This is a genomic window from Halomonas sp. C22 (assembly GCF_007655045.1).
GTDB lineage: Bacteria > Pseudomonadota > Gammaproteobacteria > Pseudomonadales > Halomonadaceae > Vreelandella > Vreelandella hamiltonii.
In genome coordinates this window covers 234,214-245,354 of sequence record NZ_VBVC01000006.1, presented here as the reverse complement: position 1 = coordinate 245,354, position 11,141 = coordinate 234,214, and the positions used below count along the sequence as shown (strand labels likewise).

The following is an 11,141-nucleotide window of genomic DNA, read 5'->3' as shown; positions in this document are numbered from 1 at the left end:
CATGGCCATCTTGACGTTGGTCAGATCCACATCGGAGTGATCCGCCTTGACGCGGATCTTGACGTTGTAGTCGATGACGCGTTTTACCGCGACCAATACTTTCATAGGTTCCTCGCTTGGCCTGGATGACAGCCGTTGACCTGAACAGACGCTGCTCAGATGGCAGCGTAAAAAAAATTCATGCAAGCGTTTGATAGGCTAGTAAATGAAAAACCCTATCAATTTGCCACAGCCTGCCTTTATGCAACAACACCTAATCACTGCGGCCTTGGTCGTAGTCGCTGGCGGCTTTTACCGTAAAGTGCGCTTTTGCCATCGTAGGGGTTACCTGACACAGGTATTATGCCTATCATGGGAGACAACCAGAAGCAAACGACCGTTTTAAATTAAGGCCATCTTTTCATAAGCTAGTGCTCAATCGCTAGCATCGGCGGGTGGCGCTTATGAGAATAAGGAGAAACCAGGTGGAAACCGTTGAACGCGATGTAATGGATTTTGACGTGGTCATCGTGGGCGCAGGCCCCTCTGGCTTGGCCGCCGCCTGCCGTTTGATGCAGCAGGCCAACGAAGCGGAGCAAGAGCTGACCGTTTGTGTGGTCGAGAAAGGGTCTGAAGTGGGAGCGCATATTCTGTCTGGCGCGGTATTCGAACCCCGTGCCCTGGCGGAGCTGTTTCCCGACTGGGAAGAGCGCGGCGCTCCCCTGAATACGCCCGCCACGCGCGACGATGTCTATTTGCTGAAGGATGCCGAAAAGGCGCAGAAAATCCCCAATGCGCTGGTACCCAAGAGCATGCACAACACCGGCGGTGAACTGACTCGCTACGTGATCAGCGCAGGCAACCTGTGCCGCTGGCTGGGTGAGCAGGCAGAATCCCTGGGCGTCGAGATATTTCCGGGCTTCGCCGCCCAGGAAGTGATCATCGAGGATGACGTGGTGCGCGGCATCCTGATTGGTGACATGGGCATCGGTGCCGATGGCACACCCAAGGATGGCCATATGCCCGGCATGGAGCTGCGCGCCAAGTATACGCTCTTTGCCGAGGGTGCCAGAGGCCATCTAGGCAAACGTCTGATCAAGCAGTTCTCGCTGGATGCTGGCCGAGACCCCCAACACTACGGTATCGGGCTGAAAGAGCTGTGGGATGTACCCGCCGACAAGCACGAGCCCGGCCTGGTGGTTCACGGCTCTGGTTGGCCACTGGACAGCAAGACCCACGGCGGCTGGTTTCTCTACCACGCAGAAAACCAGCAGGTCGTGGTAGGGCTGATCATGGACCTTGGCTACCAGAACCCGTGGCTCTCGCCCTTCGACGAGTTCCAGCGCATGAAGCATCACCCGGTGCTCAGCCAATATCTGGAAGGCGGCAAGCGGGTGGCTTATGGCGCGCGCGCGATTGCCAAGGGAGGCTTCAACTGCCTGCCCAAGATGACCTTCCCTGGTGGCCTGCTGATTGGTTGTGACGCGGGCACGCTGAACTTTGCCAAGATCAAGGGGCTGCACACCGCCATGAAATCAGGCATGGTGGCGGCAGAAAGCGTCTTCGAAGCCATCAAGGGCGGCGACGAGGGTGGGCAGACGCTGGCCAGCTTCGAACGCTTGTGGGAGGCCAGCTGGGCTTACCAGGAGTTGAAAGAGAGCGCCAGCTTTGGTCCGGCCATCCATAAATATGGCACGGTCGGCGGCGGGGCTTATAACTTCGCGAACCAGCTGCTGGGCAACAAGCTGCCCAACGTGCACGATACCACCACCGACCACGGTGCCCTGAAACCGGCGGCCGAATTCGAGAAGATTCAGTATCCGAAGCCGGACGGCAAGCTGTCCTTCGACAAGTCCACCTCGGTATTTCTCTCGAACACCAACCATGAGGAAGACCAGCCCTGCCACCTGCGCCTGGCTGACCCGGCGTTGCCGATTCGCGACAACCTGCCGACATACGCCGAGCCCGCACAGCGCTACTGCCCAGCGGGTGTCTATGAAGTGGTGGAGGATGACCAGGGCCAGCCACGCTTCCAGATCAACTTCCAGAACTGCGTACACTGCAAGACCTGCGATATCAAGGACCCGGCCCAGAACATCACCTGGGTAGCCCCCGAAGGCGGTGGCGGCCCGAACTATCCGAACATGTAACGCTTGCCTGTCTCGTGCTGCCCCTTCAGGGGGCAGCACCGACTGCGAATCTTCGCTAAACCGATTCAGCGTAAAAAAATGCTGCGTTCTTGCCCGCCTGCTTGGCTCGATACATTGCTATATCGGCACACTTCATCAACGTTTGCTCATCGAGCCCATCGTCGGGAAAGAAGGCGACGCCAATACTGACCGAAATCGAGCACGTCTCTTGGTGAAGTATGAAAGGCTCCTGGATCGTTGCCACCAACTGATCGGCTATGCGAGCCACCGGCTCACGCTGGGTGACGCTTCTTACCAGAATGACAAACTCATCGCCGCCCAGGCGAGCGACGACATCCTGTTCACGCACTGCCGCCACCAAGCGCTTCGCCACGAGCTCCAGCAGCCTGTCCCCCGCCTCATGACCCAGTGAATCGTTGACGTTCTTGAAGCGATCCAGATCGAGGAACAGCAGGGCAAAGCCCCCCTCATCACGCTTTTGCTCCAGCGCTTTGCGCATCACAAAACTCAAATAGACTCTGTTGGGCAAATTGGTCAGCGTATCGTGAAACGCGAGGTGCTCGATATGATGGGCATGTCGCAAGCGTTCGTCTGTCGCCCGCTGTCGCTCGCGCTGCAGTTGCAGGCTCTGCCAGGTCAGCACCCCAAGGATCAACAGCGCCACCACACTCGCGATCACGGCGCGTAGCCAGTAACGACGTATCATCGGACTGGCACTGGCCAGCTTCTCATCAACGGAGATACCCACCACGACAGACAAGGGGAAGTTATACAGCGGCTTCACCAACGTCATTCGTTCGCTACCAAGCCAATGGGCAATAAAGGGCGCATCGCCGCTGCCCAAAGCGTCCTCATCGTTACTCAGTTCCATGGCAACGCCCGAATACAGGCGATCCCCACTTCGTGCAACACGAGTGACATGTGAGGCATCGACTAACGCCAAAACACCCCGCTCACCCAACGCGGCAGCGTCATAGCCACTGACAAAATAGTCTGCACTCACCGCCAAAATGCCCCATACGGGAGCATTGCCATATCCAACGTCGCTCAACAATCTTGCAAAGAGAAACAGCTCGCGCCCCTCGTCCGAAAAGGCCTCGATGAACAATCCAGGAGCCAACGACAAGGGAGGCAATACGATGCTCGCAGCTCCATCCCAGACACCGGAGCTCTCCATCACCTGCCCTTGCGCATCGACGATACCCACGGAAAAGATCAGCTCGGGCGGGAGCAAGGCATACTCTTGAAGCGCATCCAGGATGCCTGTTTGCTGCTGGCTGGCGACCAGGTCGACGAGCTTCAAGGTGGAATCAATTTCTCTCAGCGAGCGCAACACTCGCGCTTCATAAGTATCCGCAACGTCCAAAATGGACAGCTCGACCTGCCGCTTGATGGCAGCTTGCTCACGCGTGACCAGATAATGAGTACTGCTCCAGATGATGGCCAGCATGAGCATGACAACCGTTCCGAACAGCACACGAGGGTCGGCCAACCATTGGTGCCAAACACCCTCGCTCTGCTGAGTCGCCCTGCCGGGTTCCGGGCCTTTGAGGCTACTCAACCGTCACCACCTTGAGCCGCTCATCCAGAAAGCGGGCATCTATGTACCCCAAGGCTCTTGGATCACCAATCAGCCTATCCACGACGGCTTGGCTATCGGGCAATGTGAGCGGCGGCTGGCCGCGTCCGGTAAAAATCAACCTGGCCCAATGAGCCCGCAGCTGCGCGGGCGTTTTTTCAATATAACGACGATAAAACTCGCTATGCTCGGGTGTCCGCTCGGACTGATCTATAGGAACCATATGCGCCTGCCCTCGGAGCGGGGAGCGACTTTCCAAATAGAGATCTTTTAGCTCTTGGCGCTGTATGCGATCCAGCGTCGCCTCTGCGGCCACTACCACAAGAAGGTCAGCCATCACCGTGCAGGGAAGCACACAGAGCATGACAAGGTAACAGACCCGAGTTAACCGCTTAGTCATGTTCACGCCCCCTAAAATACAAAGTCGAGCGCAAGGCTGAACACGTTGACAGCGCCACCTGGCTGAAAGCCGGGCTGCTGGTTGATGAGCCCTCCTGGGGAGCCCGAGCGAAAATCCAGATGATCATATTGTGCGGTCAAGGCCATGCCGGGGCGAAAGTCCCAGCGTACCCCCAAGGTCTGGCTATCCTGCTGAAGCCCGGAGGCCAGCAACGCATTGAGCGTGCCGTTCAGCAATAGGGCCCCCTCTGCGAAAGGAGAGGGATAAAGCGCAGGATCCAGCCCCGGCTCGAAGGTGTCGCTCAATACGCGCGCGCTGCCAAACGCGGCAAAAGGCGTCCAGCTACCAAAACGATAACCTGCAGTGACATGAACACTTTCTCCACGCCCCACCAACGATGCTGAAGAGAGCCGGGCCCACTCTGCCTGAGCAAACCAGGGGCCAGGGTCATAGCCAACACCAATGCCAAGTACTCGCAACGCCTTGCCATCCACCTCGTAGCGATTGGCAAGCGATTCACCCGGTGGGCCAAAGAGCCGGTAGATGTCAAAAAACCGGGTCAACTCTTCGGCGCTGACGCTGAGCTCACCATAGCTGGCGAAGAGCGTGAAATCGCCCCATTGGGTGCGTTGCGATATACCCCACGAGTCGGAGGCCTCGATATCGCCAGACGAATACTCCACGTTGCCGCCACCGTAGCTGAGCCGCAGATCATGCACGACCGTGCCTGTAGAGTAGCGGTAGCGCAGATCGACACCGTCAAAGTTGGCAACGGGCACGAGGCGATAAACCTCAGAGGGAGGCCTGACCCACGGCGTGGCGTAGTTGACCTTGCGGTATTCGGAGTTTAGAAAATTGCCCTGCACCATACGACCAGCGCGAAGGCTCAGCTGTGGCGTGGCATCAAACTGGAGATAAGCCCACTCGAACTCAGGCGCATAAGAGCCATCGAAGCGCTTTTCACTGACCACCTGTACGGTGGCGGAAAGCGTTGACGTCGCCGACACCATTGCCTGCAGGCCAAGGCGACTATCGACTTCGGCACTCCAGTGTCCACTGAAACCTGCCCCCGAAGAAGCGAGTGGGTCAGCAACAAAATCGGCATTGGAGATATCGGCATGCACTACTCCAAGAGTGCCAAAGCCGTTCAAGGTGGCGCTGGGTAGCGAGCCGTCAGCCGTCGTAGTGCTGCTGTATATCACGAGGAAGATGGCGAACGACCTGACGAAATGCCTTGGCATGCCGATTACCCGCAAGGTAAATAGTTAACTTCAAAGCATTTAATCGGCAGTATCAGGGTAAGTCAAACACCGGATGGAGACCTTGCGTCGTATACAGTTAAAGGTGGACTATTGACAAGGTCGGCAGGCACTCAAGAGCGTCAGCCAATGGCGCTGCCAGCAGGTTCCACGACTTCGATGGGCGCACGCCGTGCGATCAGCCGTCGACGCCCCGCTTGCACGAATCTCACGTCGATGACGGGGTCCGACGGGTTGCCCTCCACGGCCGCCACCTCCCCTTCCCCAAATACGGCATGTCGCAGACGCTGGCCCGGGTAGAACGACATGGTCACTTGATAGTCCGCAGGCGCTTCCTTGAGCTGCGCGGCGGCCAGAACGATATCACTGCGCCCCAACCGGTCGAGGTAGCGTCTCACCAGGCTAGGTGACGATACCTCCAGCGGCTCGGCGCTACCGCCCTCATCATGCAGGCATTCAGCAATACGCACGGCATCCTGCCAGGCGCTTTCACCAATGAACCGGCTGGGGCGATGAGCGCCACCGTCGTGCAGCACCAATAGCTGCTCTTTGGCGCGGGTGATGGCCACGTAAAACAGTCGCCGCTCCTCTTCCAGACGATCATCGCTGAGCGGGTTGTCACGGCTGTAGTGGGGAAAGTCCTCTTCATTGACGCCGGCCACTGCCACCAGCGGCCACTCCAGACCTTTGGCACCATGCACCGTGGTAATCAACACGCCCTGGGCCTGATTTTCTACTGGGCGCTCCAGCAGCTCGATGAAGGCATCAGGATCCTGGACGCTCTCCGCCTGTTCGATCAACACGTCCAGCAGACGCACGTCTTCCTCGCCTTTATCGCGCCGAGCAGCCGCGCGCTTGAGGGTTTTCTCGGCATCGATGGTATCCACTACGTGATGCAGCAGCCGAGCTGGCGGCCAGCCAGCCAAACGCGGCAGCTCGCACAGCAGTTCCCAGCGTTTTTTCAGCGTACGCCGCTGCAAGGGTTTGAGCGTTGACAGCACGGCATCATCTCGCTCTGGCCAGCGCTGGGTGGCCGCCAGCTGAGACGCCAGGCGCTGCAGGCGCTCACGGGCCACGAAGGGCGTGGGCTGGGACAGCAACAGCAGCAGATGCTCGGGATCGTGCAGCAGTTCGGCCCGCCGCGACAGCTTCAAATAGCCTGCCAGTGCCTGTACCAGCGGCAGGCGAAACACGAAGCGATCCTCACGCAGCAGCCGAAAAGGCACCCCGGCCTGAAGCAGCGCCAGCTGAAAAGGCACCGAAAGCGCCCAGCTGCGCACCAGCAGGCTGGCATCACTCAATGCCCGCCCCTGGGCCTGCCAGTCCATCAGGGCATCCAGCAACAGGCGGCTGCCCAGCCCCACGCGGACCTGAGTCTTCGGATTCTGGGCAGCCGCCAAGCATAGCTGGTCGGGGCGGCGCTGGTTCGCCATGATGGCGTGGTTGGCCGTCAGCGCCAGCGCGTGCCCATGGCGAAAGGTCGTGGAGAGCGGATAATCCGTGGCGGTGCCGAACGTGGCGGTAAAGTTTTCGAGCATGGTGTCCGGCCTGGCACCCCGCCATTCATAGATGCACTGATTGGCATCTCCCACTGCCATGACGCTGGCATCAGGGCCTGCCAGCACGGCCAGAAGCCGCTGCTGAACGGTATTGATATCCTGGTATTCATCTACGATGACGTGGTCGAGGAACCCTTCGACCCGCTGACGCAAAACAGGTTCGGCCTCCAGCGCTTGCAGCGGGCGGTAGAGCAAGTCCGCGTAAGTCATGACGCCTTCGGCTTCCAGCAGGCGCTCGGCCTCGCCGAAGGCCGCCGGAAAGTAATCAGTGTCAGGCTCGTAGCTCAGTTGCTCATACAGCGTGGCAGCAGGCAACATTTCTGCTTTGACCAGAGCACAAAAATGGGCCAGCGCTTCCAGGCGGTCCCCTTCCAGGGCGGCATCGCGTTGCTCGGCATCGTCCAGCACATTGAGGCTTGCCTGGCGCAGCAGACGCTCCATCTGCCACTCGGCAGAGAGCAGACGCCGCGGCGCCAGCGCCCCCCAACGACACAAACTTTGCGTGAGCCGATGCCCGAGCGAATGGAAGGTACGCACATCCGGCAGGGCTTGCCCCTGCGGTGCCATTTTGGCAAGGCGGCGTTGAAAATCATCCTTGGCCGAGCGGTTGAACATCAGCACCAGCATCCGACGTGGGGAGACTCCCTGCGCCAACAGGTGCAGCACGCGTGCGGCCATGGTGGTCGTCTTACCGGCTCCTGCTACCGCCGCCACCCGCGCATGCCCGGCACCATGACGAACGACGGCCTGCTGTTCGGCGGTCAGTTTCACGATACCTCACCCGCCACGCCGTTATCCCACATGCCCAACCGATGCCATTCACCCGCACTGTAGAGGCGGCATTCGCTGCGGCCACCGGCCAGCTCGTGTATCTGGGCCTGCTCGACCAGCCGATAGAACACGTTGCGATGCAGGCGCGCGGCCAGGCCAAAGCGCACCGCACACTCGGGGGCCAGCTCTCCGTCGGGGGTGGCGGTCAGCGTCAGCGGGTGCTGGTGGTCCAGCCGCACCACATCGTCGAACTGAGTCTTGAACCACCAGGCATCATCGTAGAAATCCGCTTCCACGATCAGCAGCGGACGATCCACTACTTGAACGCGCCAGCGCTCTGCAGGTGTCACCAGGCAGTACCCCTCATCGTCCAGGCGTAGCAGGCTTGCCAGCAGCTTCGCCACCGCCGGACGCGCAAACGGCTGCCCCTCGTGCTGCCAGGTGCCGTCTGGATGAATCACGATATCCATGTCGCCAGACAGCGCAGGGTGCCAGGTATCCAGCGGGGGAATATCTGCCGCGTCACCCCGTTGCTGCAGTAGCCGATCCAGCGTCATCGCCCTTCTCCTGAACTGCGCCGAGCGCTATACCAACAGACCCGACTGGGCCAGCGCTTCTTTGACATGAGGCGGTGCATCGGGAACGGCACCACGAAACAGATGGTAGAAATTGGCGGTGGTCTGCATGGCGACCTCGTCGGTGGTGATACCGCGCTGCTGAGCAATGCACTCGGCGACTTCGACGACCCAGGCAGGCTCATTGGGCTTACCGCGATGAGGCACGGGGGCCAGATAGGGACTATCGGTTTCAATCAGCAGCCTGTCGAGGGGCAGTTGTCGAGCCAACTCTCGCAATGGCGCGGCATTACGAAACGTGATGATTCCCGACAGCGAAATGTAGAAGCCGAGCCGAACCGCCTCTCGGGCCATGTCCAGATCTTCGGTGAAGCAGTGCAGTACCCCACCGACGTGAGGATCGGCATATTCACGCAGCAAGGCCAAGGTGTCCTCCTTGGCCTCTCGCGTATGCACGATGACCGGCAGCTCCAGCTCGGCAGCAGCCATCAGGTGACGCTTGAAGCGTTCGTGCTGAACGGCCTGAGGCACGCTCTCCTGATAGTGGTAATCCAGCCCGGTTTCCCCGATGGCCACCACGTCGTACTGCTGGGCGGCCTCCACGATCTGCTCCACGCTAGGCTCTACCGGAGCCTGATGCAGTGGATGCAGCCCTGCCGATATCACCACGTCCTCATGTTCTCTGGCGATGGCGGCCAGACCAGGCAACTCTTCCAGCGAGGTCGAGATGGCCAGAAACTGATGCACGTGAGCAGCACGCGCTGCTGCCAGCGTGGCAGCAACGTCGCCGCCGTGAGTAAGCTCGGATAGGCGGTCCAGATGACAGTGTGAATCAACGAACATGAAAATCTCGCAGGGGATGAGTGGCGTGACGACGATGTTACAACGTGAACGAAGGCGGCGCCTTGTCCAACTGACCGGCCAGCAAAGTCTCGATCCGGTCGCGAACGGGATAATCCTGTTGGCTGAAGTGCACCCCGATGCCCGGCATCCGCCGACCGCTGACACCTTCGGGCGAAATCCAGATGACCTGACCGCTGACAGAAAGGCGTTCGGTCTCTCCCGGCAGCGTCAACAGCAATACCACCGGCTGCCCGAGACGATAGAGCGAAGACGTGGGGACAAAGATCCCGCCGCGATCCAGAAAAGGCATATAGGCAGCGAGCAGCGTAGGCACATCCGGTATGGTCAAGGAGAGCGCTTTTTGAGCAGCCATCACCACCTCGTCAGAAACACGTTGTCATGAGCGCAGCAGGGCCGACCAACGTACCAGCCAGGCCTCCAGCACCAGTTGCGGATTGGGGTTGGCTCCCACGGCCAGTAGCCGACGTTGCTCGCGGGCGTAATCGAGCAGTCGAAACCAGTCCTGAACCCGGCCATTCTTGACGGCTTGTCGATACAATGGCGCAAGATCGGGATTGTGCAACGCGCTTTGCTCGCCCGACAGCCCCAGCCGGATCAAGTCTTCAAGCCAGGCGATACCGTACCACAAGATCGAATCGATCGCCTGACGATCCAACCTCGCCGCCTCCGCCACCGGTTCGGCACCCCTGACCAGCTGCTCGAAGCAGTCATGAATCTGATGGCGTAGCGCCCGCTCCTCCGGCGCCGCCAGCTCCACCGCCAGCAAGGGCAGTCCGCCTGAAACTTGCCACCAGAAGTGTGCCTCGTCACCGCCCAACTGCTGGGTCAGCCAGCCACGGCACTCGTCGAATGCCACGCTGGGTAGCGCCCACTGCTGGCAGCGCGAACGGATGGTGGGCAGCGTGCGAGAGGGTACATCGGAGAGCAGAATGAACAGCGTCTTTTCACCTGGCTCCTCGAGGCTCTTGAGCAGCGCATTGGCCGCCGCGATGTTCATGGCCTCCGCCGGTGACACGACGATGACTCGGTAGCCGCCCTGCTGCGCCGTTTGTGACACGAAACGGTTGACCTCGCGAATGGGGTCTATGCGAATTTGTCGCTTGCCCTCCTCCGGCGACACCCTCAGCAGGTCGGGGTGATAGCCTGACGCCAGCATATGGCAGGCATGGCAATGACCACACGCCTGGTCACCGGGCTGCGCGCACAGCGTGCGTGCGATCAGCGCTTCGGCAAGCTGCTGCTTGCCCACCCCATGGGCGCCGCTGAGCAGCAGCGCATGGGGCATGCGACCGCTGTCGGACAGGCGCACCAGCTGCCGCCACGTCGCCTGGTGCCACGGCAAGACATCATTCACGACCATTGCGCCATCCGTGCTTCCAGTGCGCGCGCAATGGCCGCCTGCACGCCTTCGAGAGGCTGTGCCGCATCGACCACGGCAAAGCGCTGCGGTGCCGCCTGGGCCCGCGCCAGGTAAGCCTCACGCACGGCGCTGAAAAACGCGGCATGCTCCTGCTCGAAACGGTCGCGCTGGGTGTTGAGATCACGCAACCGCCCTTCCAGGCGTTGTCGGGCAGCCTCGACGGGCATGTCCAGCAGCAGCGTCAAATCCGGAGAAAGCCCTTGCTGAACGAAGCACTCCAACTGAGCAATGCGCGCCGGATCGATGCCACGCCCGCCACCCTGATACGCAAAGGTGGCGTCGGTGAAGCGGTCACACACCACCCAGGCCCCGCGCTCCAGAGCCGGCACGATTTTTTCGGCCAGATGCTGTGCTCGGGCCGCGAAGACCAGCAGTAGCTCAGCGTCCACGCTCAGCGGCTCCTGAGGTGCAGGATCCAGCAGCAGCTCGCGAATGGCTTCGGCACGCGGCGTGCCACCGGGCTCACGGGTTCGCACTACGTCGAGCCCCTGCTCTTTCAGCCAGGCCTCCACGAACGCCACGTTGGTAGATTTTCCGACGCCCTCACCACCCTCCAGGGTGATGAAGCGACCACGCTTGCTCATT

The 11,141-nt window shown here is 60.4% G+C and carries 10 protein-coding genes and 1 pseudogene; 1 reads left to right on the top strand and 10 read right to left on the bottom strand.

All coding sequences use genetic code 11. The features are described 5' to 3' along the window. Window positions 1–105 (bottom strand): annotated as a pseudogene (locus FEU76_RS13370) (electron transfer flavoprotein subunit beta/FixA family protein); the annotation flags it as partial. Between the two features lie 359 nt (window positions 106–464). Between FEU76_RS13370 and FEU76_RS13365 the strand changes: the two are divergent. After that, window positions 465–2,129, top strand: coding sequence for an electron transfer flavoprotein-ubiquinone oxidoreductase (locus tag FEU76_RS13365; protein WP_144983600.1), 1,665 nt, complete (start codon window positions 465–467; stop codon window positions 2,127–2,129). Between the two features lie 55 nt (window positions 2,130–2,184). Here FEU76_RS13365 and FEU76_RS13360 read toward each other — a convergent pair whose 3' ends face one another. The 9 genes from FEU76_RS13360 to tmk form a co-directional block, all read right to left on the bottom strand. Further along, entirely contained in the window at window positions 2,185–3,579 is a 1,395-nt protein-coding gene (locus FEU76_RS13360; RefSeq protein ID WP_157779984.1) for a diguanylate cyclase domain-containing protein, read from the bottom strand. 103 nt (window positions 3,580–3,682) lie between these two features. Continuing rightward, the gene (locus FEU76_RS13355) at window positions 3,683–4,108 is read right to left on the bottom strand and encodes a hypothetical protein (protein ID WP_039177248.1); all 426 of its coding nucleotides are present in this window, start codon (window positions 4,106–4,108) and stop codon (window positions 3,683–3,685) included. 11 nt (window positions 4,109–4,119) lie between these two features. Continuing rightward, on the bottom strand, window positions 4,120–5,349 hold the full coding sequence (locus FEU76_RS13350) for a porin (protein WP_144983597.1): 1,230 nt from the start codon (window positions 5,347–5,349) through the stop codon (window positions 4,120–4,122). A gap of 140 nt (window positions 5,350–5,489) precedes the next feature. Next, window positions 5,490–7,697, bottom strand: coding sequence for an ATP-dependent helicase (locus tag FEU76_RS13345; RefSeq protein WP_039177255.1), 2,208 nt, complete (start codon window positions 7,695–7,697; stop codon window positions 5,490–5,492). Further along, window positions 7,694–8,254, bottom strand: a complete 561-nt coding sequence (locus tag FEU76_RS13340; protein WP_096923148.1) for a DUF1285 domain-containing protein — start codon at window positions 8,252–8,254, stop codon at window positions 7,694–7,696. The genes FEU76_RS13345 and FEU76_RS13340 overlap by 4 nt, the downstream gene beginning before the upstream one ends. Window positions 8,255–8,281: 27 nt before the next feature. After that, window positions 8,282–9,115, bottom strand: a complete 834-nt coding sequence (locus tag FEU76_RS13335) for a TatD family hydrolase (RefSeq protein WP_039177263.1) — start codon at window positions 9,113–9,115, stop codon at window positions 8,282–8,284. Window positions 9,116–9,152: 37 nt separating this feature from the next. Continuing rightward, window positions 9,153–9,488 carry a PilZ domain-containing protein gene (locus tag FEU76_RS13330; RefSeq protein ID WP_039177267.1) on the bottom strand — a complete coding sequence of 112 codons (336 nt, stop codon included), beginning with the start codon at window positions 9,486–9,488 and terminating at the stop codon, window positions 9,153–9,155. A gap of 24 nt (window positions 9,489–9,512) precedes the next feature. Further along, window positions 9,513–10,496 carry a DNA polymerase III subunit delta' gene (locus FEU76_RS13325; RefSeq protein WP_039177270.1) on the bottom strand — a complete coding sequence of 328 codons (984 nt, stop codon included), beginning with the start codon at window positions 10,494–10,496 and terminating at the stop codon, window positions 9,513–9,515. Next, window positions 10,487–11,140, bottom strand: coding sequence for a dTMP kinase (tmk, locus tag FEU76_RS13320; protein ID WP_144983594.1), 654 nt, complete (start codon window positions 11,138–11,140; stop codon window positions 10,487–10,489). The genes FEU76_RS13325 and tmk overlap by 10 nt, the downstream gene beginning before the upstream one ends. Window position 11,141: the final 1 nt, after the last annotated feature.

What these genes read in the sequence shown, in the direction of transcription:
- FEU76_RS13360 (WP_157779984.1), bottom strand. Translation starts at nt 3,579, where the DNA reads ATGCTGGCCATCATCTGGAGCAGTACTCATTATCTGGTCACGCGTGAG.
- FEU76_RS13355 (WP_039177248.1), bottom strand. Translation starts at nt 4,108, where the DNA reads ATGACTAAGCGGTTAACTCGGGTCTGTTACCTTGTCATGCTCTGTGTG.
- FEU76_RS13350 (WP_144983597.1), bottom strand. Translation starts at nt 5,349, where the DNA reads ATGCCAAGGCATTTCGTCAGGTCGTTCGCCATCTTCCTCGTGATATAC.
- FEU76_RS13340 (WP_096923148.1), bottom strand. Translation starts at nt 8,254, where the DNA reads ATGACGCTGGATCGGCTACTGCAGCAACGGGGTGACGCGGCAGATATT.
- FEU76_RS13335 (WP_039177263.1), bottom strand. Translation starts at nt 9,115, where the DNA reads ATGTTCGTTGATTCACACTGTCATCTGGACCGCCTATCCGAGCTTACT.
- FEU76_RS13330 (WP_039177267.1), bottom strand. Translation starts at nt 9,488, where the DNA reads ATGGCTGCTCAAAAAGCGCTCTCCTTGACCATACCGGATGTGCCTACG.
- FEU76_RS13325 (WP_039177270.1), bottom strand. Translation starts at nt 10,496, where the DNA reads ATGGTCGTGAATGATGTCTTGCCGTGGCACCAGGCGACGTGGCGGCAG.
- tmk (WP_144983594.1), bottom strand. Translation starts at nt 11,140, where the DNA reads ATGAGCAAGCGTGGTCGCTTCATCACCCTGGAGGGTGGTGAGGGCGTC.